The following is an 18813-nucleotide window of genomic DNA, read 5'->3' on the forward strand; positions in this document are numbered from 1 at the left end:
TCGCCGTACTGGCCGTGCCCGTCCTGCGTCCGCTCGGACCGCGCCTGCTGTCGGCCACCGTGTGCGGTGTCGCCGCGGTCGAGTCGGGGGGGGCCCGGCGGGGGCGCGGCCCCCGGGGGGGGGGGGGGGGCCGGGCCCCCCCCCCCGGACCGGAGTGCCGCCCCCCCCGGGGGGTTTGGGGCGGGCGGCACTCCGATCGGTGAGGAGAACCGGAGCCGCAAGCTCCGGGTGTGTGCGCGAGGGCACGACCAGGGCGAAGCCGGGGTGGCTCGGCCCGGTGGCCCGCAGCCCCCTGCGGGCGGGTGCATCCCTGATCTGGGTAGAACCTACGGCAGCGGCCGCGCCACCGACAGACGGATTCGCGTCCCGCCATCTACCTCGCACACCTTCTTCACACGCCCCCACGGGAACGCCGCAGCACCGGAACCGCAGCGGACTCCGCCCTCGGGCGGGTCCGCGGTTCCGGTGCTGCGGCGTCGGGGTGCGGGCCGGGTCAGATGCGGGAGAAGGCCTGCTCGATGATGTCGAGACCCTCGTTGAGGAGGTCCTCGCCGATGACCAGCGGGGGCAGGAAGCGCAGGACGTTGCCGTAGGTGCCACAGGTCAGGACCAGCAGGCCCTCCTGGTGGCAGGCCTTGGCGAGCGCGCCGGCCGCCTCCGGGTTCGGCTCCTTGGTGGCCGGGTCCTTGACGAGCTCGATCGCGATCATGGCGCCGCGGCCACGGACCTCGCCGATGATCTCGAACTTCTCCGCCATGGCGCCGAGGCGGGTCTTCATGACCGACTCGATGTGCTTCGCCTTGGCGTTGAGGTCGAGCTCCTTCATCGTCTCGATCGCGCCGAGCGCACCGGCGCAGGCCACCGGGTTGCCGCCGTAGGTGCCGCCCAGGCCACCCGCGTGCGCCGCGTCCATGATCTCGGCGCGGCCCGTCACGGCGGCGAGCGGGAGACCGCCCGCGATGCCCTTGGCGGTCGTGATCAGGTCCGGGACGATGCCCTCGTCCTCGCACGCGAACCACTGGCCGGTGCGGCAGAAGCCGGACTGGATCTCGTCCGCGACGAAGACGATGCCGTTGTCCGAGGCGAACTGGCGGATGGCCGGCAGGAAGCCCTTGGCCGGCTCGATGAAGCCGCCCTCGCCGAGCACCGGCTCGATGATGATCGCGGCGACGTTGTCGGCGCCGATCTGCTTGTTGATCATGTCGATGGCCTGGGCGGACGCCTCGGCACCGGCGTTCTCCGGGCCGGTCAGCCAGCGGTAGCCGTAGGCGACCGGCACGCGGTAGACCTCGGGCGCGAACGGACCGAAGCCGTTCTTGTACGGCATGTTCTTGGCGGTCAGCGCCATCGTGAGGTTCGTCCGGCCGTGGTAGCCGTGGTCGAAGACGACGACGGCCTGGCGCTTGGTGTACGCGCGGGCGATCTTGACGGCGTTCTCGACGGCCTCGGCGCCCGAGTTGAACAGGGCGGACTTCTTGGCGTGGTCGCCCGGGGTCAGCTCCGCGAGCGCCTCGGCGACGGCGACGTACCCCTCGTACGGCGTGACCATGAAGCAGGTGTGGGTGAAGTCCTGGAGCTGGGCGGAGGCCCGGCGCACGACGGCCTCGGCGCTCGCGCCGACCGACGTCACGGCGATGCCGGAGCCGAAGTCGATGAGGCGGTTGCCGTCGACGTCCTCGATGATGCCGCCGCCGGCGCGCGCGGTGAAGACCGGGAGCGTCGACCCCACACCGGCCGCGACCGCGGCGAGGCGTCGGGCCTGCAGCTCCTGCGACTTCGGGCCGGGAATGGCGGTGACGACGCGGCGCTCCTGCGGAAGGGCGGTCATGAGGGGCTCCCTGATGATGATGCGAACCGGACGGGTCCCCGGCGAACGCGGGGCGGTCCGGGCGGGGGGTTTTCGGACGCTTGCCTGCTTTCTTCGCAGGCTAGAGCCGAAAAGGGGTGCTCGGCATGCGCCATGTGGGCGTTGTCCGAGGAATCCGTTGTCCGCGATGGACATAGCGATGGACATGGCGGTACACGGAAGGGACAGAACGGCGGACGCGGACGTGTGGCGGTCCGTCCCCGCGGGCGCGGCCGTGTAAACGGTGAACTCGCCCCGTGGGACCACTAGATTGGCCTTGGAGCGACAGGCGGACTGGCTGGTCAGGGGGGCGCACACGATGGACTTCGACGGTACGCGCGACGCACGGGGCACGCATGCCGACCACGTGCCTCGTCCGGCCGCTCCGCCGGGACGGTCCGCCGTTCCCGGCGCCGCTCCGCCCAGGCCCGCGGGCCCGCCGCCCGTCCCCGGTTCCCCGCCGGCGTCCCGGCCCGCCGTACGCGACTGGCTGAACACGCCCCGCCCCGACGCCGCTCTGGGGATCTGGCGCTACGGCTACGTCGCACCCAAGGCGTCCAGGGAACGCGGCCGCCTGCCCTCCGTCACGATCGTCGGCCTGCTGATCCCCCTGGTCATCGGGCTGATCGTCTGGTCCCTGTGGCGCCGCGGCAACATCCCCTATCAGCTGGTCGTGCTGAAACTGTTCACCCCGGACGGCTGGTGGTGGGGCGGTACGACCGCGCCCAAGTCCTGGCAGGGCCGGGACGCGATCGTCGTCTACGACGGCCTGTTCTTCGCCGCGCTCGTCTACACGATGGGGCGGCTCGGCAGCTGGCGCGAGATCGCCCACCACTTCGTCGTCCGGCGCCCGCAGCCCGGCCGGGCCCTTCTCGCGGCGCTCGCGGCCCTGGTGACGCTGACGTTCGTCTGGCCGGAGGCCTTCCCGGGCGTCGGCTGGGACCCGCTGCCGATCGTCAATCCGGTGCTGTCCCTGGTGGCGCTGATCGCCGGCGGGGACGACGTGTTCCAGTCGCTCGCCCTCAGCTACGGCGTCTACGCGGTGATCACCGTGCTCGTCCTGCTGCCCTTCGCCAAGCTCGGTGGATGGTGGCCGCTCGCCCTGGAGCGGTTCGGATCGCGTCCGCCCGCCAAGGGCGCCCCCGTCCCCTCACCGGCCGCACCGCCGGAGCCCTCGGGGCCGCCGGCCGAATGGCCAGGACTGAGGGCCACCGGACAGCACGAGGCGGCGGACCTCCTGTCCTCCGAGGTGCTCACCGAGCGCATGAACGACGTGGACTGCGCGCGGATCCTGCGCGCCTGGACCGCGGCCGGGCGGGACGGGCGGCTCTCCGCCTTCAGCGACACCGTGCTCAGCCGCGGCGCCGCGGCCTGGACCCACCCCTCCGGAGACCGGGACCTGCCCGTCCGCTCCGCCGCGCACGACCTGCTCGCCGCCCAGGTGCGGCTCGGCCGCTGGGTCGCCCGCGAGCGCACCCCCCTCGCCTACTCCGGCGCGGGCGCCGCCCTCGGCCCGGCCGCCCTCGGCACCTCGCTCCTCGCCGTCGGACCCGCGGGCTCCGGCAAGACCCGCCACCTGGTGCGGCCCGTCGCCGAATCCCTCGGGCTCCAGGCCCTCACCGCGCGCTGCGCCGTCGTCGTCGTGGCCGCCGCCGGCACACCGCTGGGCCCCGAGGCCTCGTACGACGTCGTCGTCAAGCTCGGCGATCCCGGGTCGGTCCACGACCTGGACCTGTACGCCGACAGCGACGACCCCGACGAAGCCGCCGCCTTCCTCGCGGAGGGCCTGGTCGGGAGCGTCGACGGCGTCGACGTCCGGCGCGCCGCCACCGCCCTGGCCCAGCTCCTCGGCCCCTACCGGGCCGTGCACGGAACCTTCCCGACGATCCCCGTGCTGCGCGAACTGCTCGACGGGGTGCCCGCGCTGCTGGAACCCCTGCGCCAGGACCTGTCGGCCGGGGGCCACCCCGCGATGCTGCGCGAACTGGAGGCACGGCTGCGCCAGAGCGGCGGCCCGAACGACCCGGGCCCGGTGCTGGCGGACCGTCTGGCGCTGCTGGACCGGCCAGTCTTCGCGGACTTCTTCGGTTCGGGCACCAGCGCCCGGCCGTTCTCGCTCCGGGCGGTGGCCCATCATCCGCTGCGCGTGCGCGTCGACCTGCCGGAACGCGGCTACGAGGAGGCCTCCCGGCTGATCACCCGGCTGCTGCTCGCCCAGTTCGCGGCCGTCGTCCGCGGCGGTGACCGGCGCGGGCACTTCGCCTGCCTGGTCCTCGACGACGCGACCGGCGCGCTGACCGCCGAGACCGTACGCCGCATCCAGGGCCTGCGGGCCCACAACGCCGGTGTGGTCCTCGCCCTGCGGACCATCGGCGACATCCCCGAGGCCCTGCACGGACCGCTGTACGGCGCGGTCGGCTGCCGTATGGCCTTCTCCGGCGTCACCACGTGGGACGGCGGCCGGTTCGCCGAGTCCTGGGGCACCGAGTGGGTGGAGACGCGGGACGTGGCCAAGCACACCGTCTTCGCCGACCAGCCCATGACCCGGGCCATCCACGCGCTGCGCAAGCTGGTCACCGGCAAGGCGGTGACCACGGACGCCGTGACCGTGCGCCAGGTCGAGCGGGAGCGCTGGTCGGCGTCCGAACTGGCCCACGCGGTCCCGGCCGGACACGCCGTGCTGTCGCTGACCAGCGTGAAGGGGGAGCACGCCCCGCCGCTGCTGGTCGACCTGCGGGGCTGACGGCGGCCGGGGCGCGGGGGGACCGTGCCGGGCCGTGCCGTTCGGCCGGAGAGCGGCGCGGGGGACGTATGAGGCGGAAGGCATGAACATACGGACCCGCCGACCAGGGCGTATGAGCGGGAACGCACGCGGCGACCGTACGGTGAGGCAGAATCGACACAGGCCGTTCATACGCCACGGCCAAAAGATCACAGAGATCACCGAGCTCACACCGACCTGAAGGCCTCATGCCCCCCACGCTCGCCTCGCTCGTCCACCACTCCGCGCTCAAGCTCACGGTGCGTGCGGGCGAGGACCGCCTGGACGTGCCCGTCCGCTGGGCCCACGTCAGCGAGCTCGCCGACCCCGTGCCGTACATGGAGGGCGGGGAACTGCTGCTGATCACCGCGCTCAAGCTGGACGCGGACGATCCCGAGGTCATGCGGCGGTACGTGAAGCGGCTGGCCGGCGCCGGAGTCGTCGGGATCGGCTTCGCCGTCGGCGTCAACTACGACGAGATCCCCAAGGCGCTCGTCGACGCGGCCGCCGAGGAGGGCCTCCCGCTCCTCGAAGTACCCCGGCGCACCCCCTTCCTCGCCATCAGCAAGGCCGTGTCCGCCGCCATCGCCGCGGATCAGTACCGGGCCGTCACCGCCGGGTTCGCCGCCCAGCGCGAACTCACCAAGCAGGCGCTGAACGAGGGGCCCGAGGGACTGCTCGCCGCGCTCGCCGGACAGGTCGACGGCTGGGCGGCGCTCTACGACGCCTCCGGCGCCGTCGTCGCCGCGGCCCCGGACTGGGCCGGCCGCCGGGCCGCCCGGCTCACCCCGGACGTGGAACGGCTGCGCGAGCGGCCCGCGCCCGCCAGCTCGGTCGTGGGCGGCGAGGACCGCGTCGAACTGCACTCCCTGGGAACGGGCCGCAGACCGCGCGCCGCGCTCGCCGTCGGAACCGCCGGGGCCCTCGGTACGGCGGAGCGCTACGCCGTGCACTCGGCGATCGCCCTGCTGACCCTCACCACCGAACGCTCCCGGTCCCTGCACGCCGCCGAACAGCGGATCGGCGCGGCCGTCCTCGGGATGCTGCTCGCCGGGGAACCCGACCACGCGCGGGCCGTCGCCGGAGACCTCTACGGCGAACTGCTGGACGCGCCCTTCCGGCTGATCATCGCCGAGTCGGTGTCGGCGTCGGCCGGGCGGGCGCACGCCGACGGCCACGCGCGCGTGGGCGCGGCGGCGCCCGCGAAGACCGCCGTCGCCGTGCCCGACGTCAAGGGCGATCCCCTGGGGGCCCTCGCGGAGGTCGTCGAGTCCGCCGCCGTGCGCTCGGGGGAGTCGGTGCTCGTCGTGCCCGACGGGGAGCGGCTGGTCGTCCTCGCCGTGGACGGCGGCGCCGCGGTCACGGCCTGCGGGGACTACGCCGCCGCGCTGGAGTCCGCACGGGCCGTTCCGCGCGAGCAGGGTGCCGGGGCCGGCGGGGACGAGGACGAACTCGTCGTCGGGCTCTCCGCCCCCGCGGGCCCCATCGCCGCCCGCGCGGCCTACAAGCAGGCCGAACAGGCCCTTTCCGTCGCCCGCAGACGCGGCCGGTTCCTCGTCGAGCACGAGGAGCTGGCGGCCGGGTCCGTCCTGCCGCTGCTCGCGGACGACGCCGTGCGGGCGTTCGCCGACGGGCTCCTGCGGGCGCTCCACGAACACGACGCCACCGGCCGCGGGGACCTGGTCGCCTCGCTGCGGGCCTGGCTGTCCCGGCACGGCCAGTGGGACGCGGCGGCCGCCGACCTCGGAGTCCACCGGCACACCCTGCGCTACCGCATGCGCAGGGTCGAGGAGATCCTCGGCCGCTCACTGGACGACCCCGACGTCCGGATGGAGCTGTGGCTGGCCCTGAAGGCGACGTCGGCGACGGGGGAGTGACGGGGGCTGGCAGCTGAGGGGGTCGGCCGGGGCCTTCCGGCGACGGGGTTCCGTACCTGGACGGCTTCCCGGGCCTCGTGCCTGCACGGTCCCCCTGGCCCCGTACCTGGACAGTCCCCGGGGATCAGTCCAAACCGGAGCATCAGGCCCCCCGACTGTTACGCGTCGGACAAACGCCCCCCGGTGATCCCGGCCCTACCGTGGACGGGAAAGCGCAGCACCAGCAGGAACACCCCCCATCAGCACCCCTATGGAAGGGCCGGGACTCGCACATGACTTCCACCCACGCCTTCTGGCTCGCCGGCCGCCAGGCCACCGGCGAGACCACCTTCGACGTCACCTCGCCGTGGGACGGCCGCCTCGTCGGTCAGGTCAGCGTGCCCACCGACGCCCAGGTCGAGGAGGCCGTGGCCGCCGCGTACGCCGTGCGCGACGAGTTCGCCGCCACCCCGGCCCACGTACGTGCCGCCGCCCTCGACCACGTCTCGCGCCGGCTGGCCGAGCGCACCGAGGAGATCGCGCAGCTGATCTCCGCCGAGAACGGCAAGCCGATCAAGTGGGCCCGCGGCGAGGTCGGCCGCGCGGTGTCCGTGTTCCGGTTCGCCGCGGAGGAGGCCCGCCGCTTCAACGGCGGCGAGGCCCAGCGCCTCGACACCGACGCGGGCGGCCAGGGCCGGCTGGCTCTCACGCGCCGCTTCCCCAAGGGGGTCGTCCTCGGCATCGCGCCGTTCAACTTCCCGCTGAACCTGTGCGCCCACAAGGTCGCCCCGGCCATCGCCGCCGGTGCCCCGATCATCCTCAAGCCGGCGCCCGCGACCCCGCTGTCCGGTCTGATCCTCGGTGACCTGCTGGCCGAGACCGACCTCCCGGCCGGCTCCTGGAGCATCCTCCCGGTCGCCAACGAGAAGATGCCCGCCCTGGTCCAGGACGAGCGCCTTCCCGTCATCTCCTTCACCGGTTCCGAGACGGTCGGCTACGCGATCATGGACTCGGTGCCGCGCAAGCACTGCACCCTGGAGCTCGGCGGCAACGGCGCGGCCGTCGTCCTCGCGGACTTCGCGAGCGACGCCGACCTCGACTGGGCCGCGACCCGGATCGCGACCTTCTCCAACTACCAGGGCGGCCAGTCCTGCATCTCGGTGCAGCGCGTGATCGCGGACGCCGCGGTGTACGACCGGCTGCTGCCGCGCGTCGTCGCCGCCGTCGAGGCCCAGGTCACCGGCGACCCGTCGGACGACAGGACGGACGTCGGCCCGCTGGTCAGCCAGGCCGCCGCCGAGCGCGTCGAGACCTGGGTGGACGAGGCCGTCGCGGCCGGCGCCACCCTGCTCACCGGCGGCAAGCGCGAGGGCGCCTCCTACGCCCCGACCGTGCTCGCCGACGTCCCGGCCGATGTCACGATCTCCTGCGAGGAGGTCTTCGGACCGGTCCTGACCGTCCAGAAGGTCGACGGCGAGGCGGCCGCGTTCGAGGCCGCGAACAACTCCAAGTACGGCCTCCAGACGGGCGTGTTCACGCACGACCTCCAGACCGCGTTCCGCGCGCACCGCGCCCTGGAGGTGGGCGGCGTCGTGATCGGCGACGTCCCCTCCTACCGTGCCGACCAGATGCCGTACGGCGGCGCGAAGCAGTCCGGCGTCGGCCGCGAGGGCGTCAAGTTCGCGATGGACGACTACACCTACGAGCGCGTGCTCGTCCTGACGGGCCTCGCCCTCTGACCGACCCCGCCCAAGACGGACGGCCCGAACCCACTGTGCGGGGGTTCGGGCCGTCGGTGTATCCAGCGCCCCGCTGCGATGTCCGGTCCGCCGAAGCCGATGTCACCCGAGACGCTCCGGGGCCTGCATGCCCTGCTGTCGTCCGTGCTCAAGGAAGCAAAGGTCGCCGAGCCGCCTCTGCGTGACCGCAATCCCTGCGAGCGGGCTGCGCGAGTCGACGCAAGCACGGATCTCGGGTCAGGCCCAGTCGGCTGCGTTGCTGAGTCAACCGCTCGAGCAGGGTGCCGATCGTTGCCACTGCCGCAGGCACTTGAACTACACCCGGGAAAGGAGTGCGCAGGAGCATCAACTCGGCGCGTACGGCGGAGGTGTGACGTTCAACGTCGTCCCGCCTGCTCGGTGTCCGGAGAGCTGCCGCAGTATCGAGAAGCACATGATGGTGGCGGCGTTGTCGGCATTTTCCTTTGGGGCTTCGCGCTCACAGCGCCAGCAGTACGCGCTCCGCCGTAACTGACAGAAGCCGCTGATCCAAGATCAGGCGGAGCCTTCGAATCAACGGCACCCGATCCGGGCATCGGAGGAGACGCGCCCCGGAACCCCTGGGCGCTCAACGTCCATCGTGAAGCCGATGCATGAGCGCATGACCCCCTCTCGCCGGGGCGGCGGCCCTGGTCCGTACGCTCGCCTGGTCATTGCCGATGCTGCTCGACGCAGTTGAGCCCCACCGATCTCGTGCCGGCGGGGCTCAACTGCGTTCAGGCTGCTTCGCTTGCGTGGCGAGTCAGGTCAGCGGACGAGCCTCTTACGTGCCCAAATAGCCCCGATCACCCCGCCGACAACGACCAGATACATGGTCAGTGGTCCGTCGTTCAGGATGAGTCCGGGCATGGCGATGACGGCCACGATCAGGAGCCATCCGCATCCGGCCATCCCGATGTCCGCTGCATCAGGACGGCGCCCTTCGTTGCCCACGCGTTCCCCATTCGCTGGCTGACTCCCGATCGGCACATTACGCGCAATGAATGGTGGCCGTCCCGGCGAAGACGTTGTAGTGGTCACCCCGGTAACCGTTGCCGCTGCGCAGCGTGACGTTCCCCGAGGCCTTCAGCTGTGGCGCGCGCGGTTCCGATCCCTCTTCCGCAAAAGCTGGGGCGGGACTGCAACCAACGGATGGGCCCGGCAGCCGTACTGCCGGGTCCGCCGTACGGGGAACGGGAGTTCAGGGTTCGACGGAGCCCTCGGGGGAGCATTCCATCGCGTGGTACTTCGGGATCCGGCCGCAGATCGTCACCGTGCGGGGCGGTGCCGTGGAGTCGACGGGCAGCATGCCGGTGTAGGTGTCGCGGTCCACGCGGACCGTGGCCGACAGTTCGAGGGCGTACTTGTCCTTGATGGTCACCGAGTCGCCCACCGCCCCGCTCTCGATCCGTCCCCAGACGGCCCCGCACGCGGCGCTGTAGCGGAGTTCGATGTGCATGCCGCGCAGCCAGGTCTCGCGGGCGGTCGTGGCGTCCCACTGGCAGTCCATGGCCTGCGGGTCGCGCCGCTGGCAGCTGTCCTTGGAGCAGCCGGGCCGCGGGGTCTTCGGGGTGGGGTCCGCCGTGCCGGGGGAGCCGTCGAACGGGCCGGCGCCGAGCGCGAACGTGGTGGCGAGACTGCCCAGCAGCGCACCGGCGGCCACCAGCCCGGCCATCTTCACGCCGGGCTTCCAGTCCCGCGCGGCGGGCGACGGCGGCTCAGGCTCGGTCGGGGGCGCGGGCGTCGGCGGGACCTCGACGGAGGGCGCCGATACGAAGCCGGGCTGCACGGAGGCGGGTTGTATGGAGACGGGTTGTACGGAGACGGGCTGCGCACCGGCGGCTTGCGCCGCGACAACCTGTGCCGCGACGACCTGCGCTGCGACGGCTTGTGCAGGCGCCGGTCGCGTCGGGACAGCCCCGGCCGGGACGACGGTATCCGGCACCGTGGGCCGCACAAGGGCGTGCCGTGCGGCCTCCGGCTCCGCGGACGGTTCCGTGGTCGGTGACGGTGCCCGTGTGGGTGCCGGTGCTGCCGCGCCCGGGGAGACCCCCTGGGCCCGTGCCTCGCCCCCGGACCCCGGCGTCTCCTGGGCCCCTTCCAGCAGCCCGAGCAGGAAGTCCGCGTCCGCCTCCATGACGGCGGCGAACTCCTCCAGGGCCACGGCGGTGGGCAGCTGCTTGCCGTTGAGGAAGCGTTCCCACGACGAGCGGCTGTAGTGCGTCTTGCCGGCCAGGCGTCCGAAACTGAGCCCCGACCTCTCCTTCAGCCGCCGCAGCTCGGCCGCGAGCGCCTCTCTGCCCGACGGCACGCCACCGCCGACCCCCTGACTTCTGGTCACTCTGATCCCCCGTCACACATGGCTCTCGCCCACTGCGCAGAACGGGGTGATTATCGCTCATGTGTACGCCCGGACGGCCGGGGCGGATCCCTTGGCGCCGTCCGTGCGGCGCGGTGCGGGGCGTGGGACACGGCGGTCGGGACATGACCGAAAACGGCGTGCCTGGTGACAATCGTTTTCAGCTAACGTCGTCGTGAAGGGGTCCGGCGCCGATGCCTTCCGGTGCCGGACCCCTGTCTCCGGGGTGAGCGGGCCACGGGCGCCGTCCCGGGTGCCGGGTACGCGTGCCACCCCCTCCGCGCCGCCCGGATCACGCACACCCCTCCCCGCGCCACCCCGGGCACCCGGTTCACGGAGTGCCCATTGAGCCGAACGCTGCGCCAGGACTGGTGGGGTCATCCGGAATCGGGTAAATACGATCGAGTAGAACCGGTCGGTAACGGACTTCCCCAAGATCCCTATTCGCGGCGAGGTGAGCCTCATGTCCGCAACACCCCACCAGCCCACAGTCACCGAACGTGAGGCCCGACAGGTCGCCGAGGCCGCGCGGGAACAGGGCTGGCAGAAGCCCAGCTTCGCCAAGGAACTCTTCCTCGGCCGCTTCCGCCTCGACCTCATCCACCCGCACCCGCTCCCCGCCGACGAGGACACCCTGCGCGGCGAGGAGTTCCTGGCCAAACTGCGGGACTTCTGCGAGACGAAGATCGACTCCGCCCGGATCGAGCGCGAGGCGCGGATCCCGGACGAGACCATCACCGGGCTCAAGGAGCTCGGCGCCCTCGGCATGAAGATCGACACCAAGTACGGCGGCCTAGGCCTCACCCAGGTGTACTACAACAAGGCCCTCGCCCTGGTCGGCTCCGTGAACCCGGCGCTCGGCGCGCTGCTCTCCGCCCATCAGTCGATCGGCGTACCGCAGCCCCTGAAACTGTTCGGCACCCAGGAACAGCGGGACACCTTCCTGCCCCGCTGCGCCCGTACCGACATCTCCGCCTTCCTGCTCACCGAACCGGACGTCGGCTCCGACCCGGCGCGGCTCGCCACGACCGCCGTGCCGGACGGCGACGACTACATCCTCGACGGGGTGAAACTCTGGACGACCAACGGCGTCGTCGCGGACCTCCTCGTCGTCATGGCGCGCGTGCCGAAGTCCGAGTCCGGCAAGGGCGGCATCACCGCCTTCGTGGTGGAGGCCTCCTCGGAGGGCATCACCGTCGAGAACCGCAACGCCTTCATGGGCCTGCGCGGCCTGGAGAACGGCGTCACCCGCTTCCACCGGGTGCGGGTGCCGGCCGCCAACCGCATCGGACCCGAGGGCGCGGGCCTGAAGATCGCGCTCACCACCCTGAACACCGGCCGCCTCTCGCTGCCCGCCATGTGCGCGGGCGCGGGCAAGTGGTGCCTGAAGATCGCCCGCGAGTGGACGTCGGTGCGGGAGCAGTGGGGCAAGCCGGTCGCCCTCCACGAGGCCGTCGGCGCCAAGATCTCCTTCATCGCGGCCACCACCTTCGCGCTGGAGGCGGTCCTCGACCTCTCCTCGCAGATGGCCGACGAGAACCGCAACGACATCCGCATCGAGGCCGCCCTCGCCAAGCTGTACGGCTCCGAGATGGCCTGTCTGATGGCCGACGAACTCGTCCAGATCCGCGGCGGCCGGGGCTTCGAGACGGCCGCGTCGCTGGCGGCCCGCGGCGAACGCGCGGTCCCCGCCGAACAGGTCCTGCGTGACCTGCGCATCAACCGCATCTTCGAGGGCTCCACCGAGATCATGCACCTGCTGATCGCCCGGGAGGCCGTCGACGCCCACCTCTCGGTGGCCGGAGACCTCATCGACCCCGACAAGTCCCTCTCGGAGAAGGCGAAGGCGGGCGCGAACGCCGGTGTCTTCTACGCCAAGTGGCTGCCGAAGCTGGTGGCCGGCGCCGGCCGGATCCCGGGTTCGTACGGCGAGTTCCGGCACGACGTGGACCTCTCCACCCATCTGCGCTACGTCGAGCGCAGCTCCCGCAAGCTCGCCCGGTCCACCTTCTACGCGATGTCGCGCTGGCAGGGCCGGATGGAGACCAAACAGGGCTTCCTCGGCCGGATCGTCGACATCGGCGCCGAGCTGTTCGCGATGAGCGCGGCCTGCGTACGGGCCGAACTCCTGCGCACCCAGGGCGATCACGGGCGCGAGGCCTACCAGCTGGCCGACGCCTTCTGCCGCCAGTCCCGCATCCGGGTCGAGGAACTCTTCGGACGCCTGTGGAGCAACACCGACGACATCGACCGCAAGGTCGTCAAGGGCGTCCTGTCCGGTACGTACACCTGGCTGGAGGAAGGCGTCCTCGACCCGTCCGGCGACGGTCCCTGGATCGCCGACGCCACGCCCGGCGCCAGCACCAGGGAGAACGTGCACCGGCCCATCCGCTGACCGTTTCCCCGGTGGAGCGAGGTCACCCCCGTCCGCCGCCGCGCTGCTTGCCGCGCCGAAGCAGGGCGCCGACAATGAACGCAACGGCGAACGGGGAACTCCACCGAGACGCCCTGGCGGTTCCCCGGCACTGGCCGTGCCGGACTGCGAGGGAATTCCCATGCCAGTAAAAGGGCTCGAGGCCATCACCGGAAGGATCATGCGGGCGGGCGAGGGCCGGATGCTGCACCGCCTCGAACACCTCGCCGCGCAGGTCGCCTCCCTCGAAGAGGGGTTCAGAACCCTGAGCGACGAGGAACTCCAGTCCCTCACGCCGGAGTTCAAGGAGCGCCTCGCCGCCGGGGAGACCCTGGACGACCTGCTGCCCGAGGCCTTCGCCGCGATGCGTGAGGCCTCCCGCCGCGTCCTCGGCATGCGCCACTTCGACGTACAGGTCATGGGCGGGGCGGCCCTGCACCTCGGCCACGTCGCCGAGATGCAGACGGGGGAGGGCAAGACACTCGTCGCCACCCTGCCCGTCTACCTCAACGCCCTGACCGGCGACGGCGTCCACCTCGTCACCGTCAACGACTACCTGGCCCGCCGCGACGCGGAATGGATGGGCCGCGCCTACCGCTTCCTCGGTCTGAGCGTCGGCGTCCTGGAGGCCGGGTCGACCCCCGCCGAACGCCGTGCCCAGTACGCCAGTGACGTCACCTACGGCACCAACACCGAGTTCGGCTTCGACTACCTGCGCGACAACATGGCCTGGTCCGACGGCGAACTCGTCCAGCGCGGGCACCACTTCGCGATCGTCGACGAGGCCGACTCCATCCTCATCGACGAGGCGCGCACCCCGCTGATCATCTCCGGCCCGGCCGACCAGCCGACGCACTGGTACGAGGCCTTCGCCGCCTTCGCCGGGCACATGGACGGCGTACGGGTGCAGGAGGAGCGGTTCACCAGCCCGGCCGACAAGGAGCGCCTCGCCGTCCTGCGGACCCGGCACGACTACGAGTACGACCCGAAGAAACGCACCGTGTCGATCCTCGACCCCGGCGTCGAGTACCTCCAGGACCAGCTCGGCATCGACAGCCTCTACGAGTCCGACCACACCCCCCTCATCGGGCACCTGAACAACGCCCTCAAGGCCAAGGAACACTTCAAGCGGGACAAGGACTACGTCGTCGTGGACGGCGAGGTGCTGATCGTCGACGAACACACCGGCCGCATCCTCGACGGCCGCCGCTACAACGAGGGACTGCACCAGGCCATCGAGGCCAAGGAGGGCGTCGAGATCAAGGCCGAGAACCAGACGCTCGCCACGATCACCCTCCAGAACTTCTTCCGCCTCTACGGCAAGCTCGCCGGCATGACCGGCACCGCCATGACCGAGGCGGCCGAGTTCCACCAGATCTACCACCTGCACGTCGTCCCGATCCCCACGAACCGGCCCATGGTCCGGCGGGACGACCCGGACCAGATCTACCGCACCGAGGACGCGAAGTACGCGGCGATCCTCGCCGACATCGCCCACCAGCACGAGGCCGGACGGCCGGTCCTCGTCGGCACCACCTCCGTGGAGAAGTCCGAGACGCTCTCCGCGCTGCTGCGCCGCCTGGGCATCCGGCACGAGGTGCTCAACGCCAAGAACCACCTGCGCGAGGCCCGGATCGTCGCCCAGGCCGGACGCCGCGGCGCCGTCACCGTCGCCACCAACATGGCGGGCCGCGGCACCGACATCATGCTCGGCGGCAACCCGGAGGCGATGGCGCTCGCCGAGACCGGCGAGGACGCGGACCCCGGGCGGCGGCGCCGGGTCCTCGACCGGATCACCGCCGCGGCCGCCGCCGAGCACGACGAGGTCACGGCACTGGGCGGACTGTACGTCCTGGGCACCGAGCGTCACGAGTCACGGCGCATCGACAACCAGCTGCGCGGCCGCTCCGGCCGCCAGGGCGACCCCGGCGCCTCCCGCTTCTACCTCTCGCTGGAGGACGACCTCATGCGGCTGTTCCGGGGCAACGTCGTCGACCGCGTGATGTCCCTGGCCGACGTCCCCGACGACGTACCGATCGAGAACAAGATGGTCACCCGGGCCATCGCCTCCGCCCAGGCCCAGCTCGAACAGCAGCACTTCGAGGCGCGCAAGGACGTCCTGAAGTTCGACGAGGTCCTGAACCGCCAGCGCAAGCTGATCTACGCCGAGCGCCGCCGGGTCCTGGCCGGCGAGGACCTCGGCGAACAGATCACCCGCTTCATGGAGGACACCGTCCGGGCCTACATCGAGCGCGAGACCGGCGAGGGCTTCGGCGAGGAATGGGACCTGGAACGGCTGTGGGGCGCGCTCCGGCAGCTCTACCCCGTCGGGATCACGGCCGAGGACCTGGAGGACCGCTACGGCGGCCGTGACGACCTCACCACCGAGCGGATCGTCGAGGCGGTCACCGAGGACATCCGTGCCCGCTACGCGGAACGCGAGTCCGAACTCGGCTCCGCGGCCCTGCGCGACCTGGAACGGCTCGTCGTCCTGTCCGTCCTCGACCGCAAGTGGCGCGAGCACCTCTACGAGATGGACTACCTGCGCGAGGGCATCGGGCTGCGCTGGACCCTCGGCCGCGAGCCGATCATCGAGTACGAGCGCGAGGGCTACGACATGTACGGGGCCATGACCGACGCCATCAAGGAGGAGTCCGTCGGCTACGTGTTCAACCTCGGCGCCGAGGCCCCCGCCCCCGGAGCCCCGGAACGGCGCGAGCGGGCCGACCGCCTCCAGTTCACCGCGCCGACCCTCGACACGGCCGAGGGGGTGGTCGAAGGCGCGTTCGCCCCCGTACCGCCCACCGTGGCCGCGGCCACCGCTCCCGGACCGTCCGGCGGAGTGTCCACGCGCGGCCGCCGGCAGCCGTCGAAGCCCGCCTCCCGGCGCCGCCGCAAGCGCTGACCTGCGGATCAGCAGGCGGGCGGTGGGACCGCGGCCCCGGCGGGCGGGCACCGACCGCCGCACCCGGCGGAGGCACACCGGCCCCCCGCCGCGGCCCCTCGGCCCCGCAGGCCGCCACCGGTCACGGGGAAGGGCGGCGGAATGAGGGACGCCCTGTCCTGTGGCCGCCGCGATGCGGCCACAATGGGGGGATGAGCGACAGTCCAGCCCCCCTCGCCGATCCGCATCTCGTCTTCGACCCCGTGGACGGAGTCAGGGATGTCGTGATCCTCGGATCCACCGGCTCGATCGGCACCCAGGCCATCGACCTCGTGCTGCGCAACCCCGACCGGTTCCGGGTCACCGCGCTGTCCGCCGCCGGCGGCCGGGTCGACCTCCTCGCCGAGCAGGCCCACCGGCTGCGGGTACGGACCGTCGCCGTGGCGCGCGAGGACGCCGTCCCCGCGCTCAGGGAGGCCCTCGCGGCCCGGTACGCGCCCGGTGAGGCCCTTCCCGAGCTGCTCGCCGGACCCGACGCGGCCACCCAGGTCGCCGCCTCCGACTGCCACACCGTCCTCAACGGCATCACCGGCTCCATCGGCCTCGCGCCCACCCTCGCCGCGCTGGAGGCGGGCCGCACGCTGGCGCTCGCCAACAAGGAGTCGCTCATCGTCGGCGGGCCGCTGGTGAAGGCGCTGGCCAAGCCCGGCCAGATCATCCCGGTCGACTCCGAGCACGCCGCCCTCTTCCAGTCGCTCGCCTCCGGCACCCGCGCCGAGGTCCGCAAACTGGTCGTGACCGCGTCCGGGGGCCCCTTCCGCGGCCGTACGAAGGCGGAGCTGGCGGACGTGAAGCCGGCCGACGCCCTCGCGCACCCCACCTGGGCCATGGGGCCGGTCATCACCGTCAACTCCGCGACCCTGGTCAACAAGGGGCTGGAAGTCATCGAGGCGCACCTCCTCTACGACATTCCCTTCGACCGCATTGAGGTGGTCGTGCACCCGCAGTCGTATGTCCACTCGATGGTGGAATTCACGGACGGCTCGACGATCGCGCAGGCGACGCCCCCCGACATGCGGGGGCCCATCGCCATCGGTCTCGGCTGGCCCGAACGCGTCCCGGACGCGGCACCCGCCTTCGACTGGACGAAGGCGTCGAGCTGGGAGTTCTTCCCGCTCGACACCGACGCCTTCCCGTCCGTGGGACTCGCCCGGCACGTGGGGCGGCTCGCGGGCACGGCTCCGGCGGTGTTCAATGCCGCCAACGAGGAGTGCGTGGACGCGTTCCTGAACGGCACACTGCCGTTCAACGGGATCATGGAGACCGTCACCCGGGTCGTCGAGGAACACGGCACACCGTGTACGGGAACTTCTCTGACCGTCGCGGACGTCCTCGAAGCGGAGACCTGGGCGCGCGCCCGGGCCCGTGAACTGACGGCACAGACGACAAGCCCGGAGGCTCGTGCATGACGACCCTGATGATGATCCTCGGCATAGTCGTCTTCGTGCTCGGGCTGCTGATCTCGATCGCGTGGCACGAGCTGGGACATCTGTCGACGGCCAAACTCTTCGGCATCCGGGTGCCGCAGTACATGGTGGGCTTCGGGCCGACCATCTGGTCGCGCAAGAAGGGCGACACCGAGTACGGCATCAAGGCCGTGCCGCTCGGCGGCTACATCCGCATGATCGGCATGTTCCCGCCCGGCCCCGACGGACGGATCGAGGCCCGCTCGACCTCCCCGTTCCGGGGCATGATCGAGGACGCCCGGTCGGCCGCCTTCGAGGAACTCCAGCCCGGGGACGAGACCCGCCTCTTCTACACGCGCAAGCCGTGGAAGCGCGTGATCGTGATGTTCGCCGGCCCCTTCATGAACCTCGTGCTCGCCGTCGCGATCTTCCTCGGCGTGATGATGACGTTCGGCGTCCAGACCCAGACCACCACGGTCGGCAAGGTCTCCGACTGCGTCATCCAGCAGAGCGAGAACCGCACGAAGTGCGCCGCGAACGACCAGGCGGCACCCGCGAAGGCCGCCGGCCTCAAGGGCGGCGACAAGATCGTCGCCTTCGACGGCAAGCCGGTCTCCGACTGGTCCGCCCTCCAGTCCGACATCCGGGCCAACCCCGGCAAGGACGTCACGATCACCGTCGAGCGCAAGGGGCAGCAGGTCCCCCTGAAGGCCCACCTGATCAAGAACCAGGTGAGCAAGACGGACGGCAACGGCGGCTACGTCGAGGGCAAGTACGTGTACGCCGGCTTCCTCGGCTTCACGCCCGCCTCCGGCATCGTCCAGCAGTCCTTCGGCCAGTCCGTGACCCGCATGGGCGACATGATGCAGAACGGCATCGAGTCCCTGGTGTCGCTGCCCGGCAAGGTCCCCGACCTGTGGAACGCGGCCTTCGACAACGCCCCGCGCAAGGCCGACTCGCCCATGGGCGTCGTCGGCGCGGCCCGCATCGGCGGCGACGTCTTCACCCTGGACATCCCCGCGTCGCAGCAGGTCGCGATGATGCTCCTGCTCGTCGCCGGGTTCAACCTCTCCCTCTTCCTGTTCAACATGCTCCCGCTGCTCCCGCTCGACGGCGGGCACATCGCCGGGGCCCTGTGGGAGTCGCTGCGGCGCAACACGGCGAAGGTGCTCCGGCGCCCCGACCCGGGCCCGTTCGACGTGGCGAAGCTGATGCCGGTGGCCTACGTGGTGGCCGGGATCTTCGTCTGCTTCACGGTCCTCGTCCTGATCGCGGACGTGGTCAACCCCGTGAAAATCTCGTAGTCGTACCGCAGAGGCGATGGCCGGGCACCTTCGGGTGCCCGGCCGTCGTCCGTCCTGGGGGTTTGAACGCCGGGGGCGTGATGTGCCCGGTGGTGCGCCCGTACCGTAATCTCGGACCCCGGAGCCCACGATTTCCGGGACCTTGATCCACAACTTGGGGTTGCACA

At 71.7% G+C, this 18813-nt stretch carries 10 protein-coding genes and 1 pseudogene; 8 read left to right on the forward strand and 3 right to left on the reverse strand.

The window, feature by feature from the left end; genetic code table 11:
* Positions 1–140: pseudogene (locus tag ACFWI4_RS32790) on the forward strand (EamA family transporter); the annotation flags it as partial.
* Positions 141–493: 353 nt separating this feature from the next.
* Here the strand turns inward: ACFWI4_RS32790 and gabT are convergent.
* A complete protein-coding gene (gene gabT, locus ACFWI4_RS32795; RefSeq protein WP_385403871.1) occupies positions 494–1828 on the reverse strand; it encodes a 4-aminobutyrate--2-oxoglutarate transaminase in 1335 nt (444 codons plus the stop codon).
* Between the two features lie 337 nt (positions 1829–2165).
* Between gabT and ACFWI4_RS32800 the strand changes: the two genes are divergently transcribed.
* From ACFWI4_RS32800 to ACFWI4_RS32810, 3 genes are all read left to right on the forward strand, one after another.
* A complete protein-coding gene (locus ACFWI4_RS32800; RefSeq protein WP_387203833.1) occupies positions 2166–4589 on the forward strand; it encodes an ATP/GTP-binding protein in 2424 nt (807 codons plus the stop codon).
* 227 nt (positions 4590–4816) lie between these two features.
* Positions 4817–6484 carry a PucR family transcriptional regulator gene (locus ACFWI4_RS32805; protein WP_387203767.1) on the forward strand — a complete coding sequence of 556 codons (1668 nt, stop codon included), beginning with the start codon at positions 4817–4819 and terminating at the stop codon, positions 6482–6484.
* A 272-nt stretch (positions 6485–6756) separates the two neighbouring features.
* On the forward strand, positions 6757–8202 hold the full coding sequence (locus ACFWI4_RS32810; protein ID WP_385403866.1) for an aldehyde dehydrogenase family protein: 1446 nt from the start codon (positions 6757–6759) through the stop codon (positions 8200–8202).
* A gap of 786 nt (positions 8203–8988) precedes the next feature.
* On the opposite strand, the gene ACFWI4_RS32815 is transcribed toward ACFWI4_RS32810, so the two are convergent.
* Positions 8989–9174: a hypothetical protein gene (locus tag ACFWI4_RS32815; RefSeq protein WP_387203770.1), complete on the reverse strand. Its 186-nt coding sequence runs from the start codon at positions 9172–9174 to the stop codon at positions 8989–8991.
* Between the two features lie 247 nt (positions 9175–9421).
* On the reverse strand, positions 9422–10561 hold the full coding sequence (locus ACFWI4_RS32820) for a helix-turn-helix domain-containing protein (RefSeq protein WP_387203773.1): 1140 nt from the start codon (positions 10559–10561) through the stop codon (positions 9422–9424).
* A 481-nt stretch (positions 10562–11042) separates the two neighbouring features.
* On the opposite strand from ACFWI4_RS32820, the gene ACFWI4_RS32825 reads away from it, so the two are divergent.
* The 4 genes from ACFWI4_RS32825 (at position 11043) to ACFWI4_RS32840 (ending at position 18646) form a co-directional block, all read left to right on the forward strand.
* Entirely contained in the window at positions 11043–12974 is a 1932-nt protein-coding gene (locus ACFWI4_RS32825) for an acyl-CoA dehydrogenase family protein (RefSeq protein WP_387203776.1), read from the forward strand.
* 160 nt (positions 12975–13134) lie between these two features.
* Positions 13135–15897 carry a preprotein translocase subunit SecA gene (gene secA, locus ACFWI4_RS32830; protein WP_387203779.1) on the forward strand — a complete coding sequence of 921 codons (2763 nt, stop codon included), beginning with the start codon at positions 13135–13137 and terminating at the stop codon, positions 15895–15897.
* 191 nt (positions 15898–16088) lie between these two features.
* Complete coding sequence (gene dxr / locus ACFWI4_RS32835) at positions 16089–17345, forward strand: 1-deoxy-D-xylulose-5-phosphate reductoisomerase (protein ID WP_387203782.1); 1257 nt, start codon at positions 16089–16091, stop codon at positions 17343–17345.
* The gene (locus ACFWI4_RS32840) at positions 17342–18646 is read left to right on the forward strand and encodes a M50 family metallopeptidase (protein ID WP_385403844.1); all 1305 of its coding nucleotides are present in this window, start codon (positions 17342–17344) and stop codon (positions 18644–18646) included. The genes dxr and ACFWI4_RS32840 overlap by 4 nt, the downstream gene beginning before the upstream one ends.
* The last annotated feature ends 167 nt before the right edge of the window (positions 18647–18813 follow it).

The sequence above is a fragment of the Streptomyces sp. NPDC127038 genome (genome assembly GCF_042725875.1).
Taxonomy (GTDB): Bacteria; Actinomycetota; Actinomycetes; order Streptomycetales; family Streptomycetaceae; genus Streptomyces.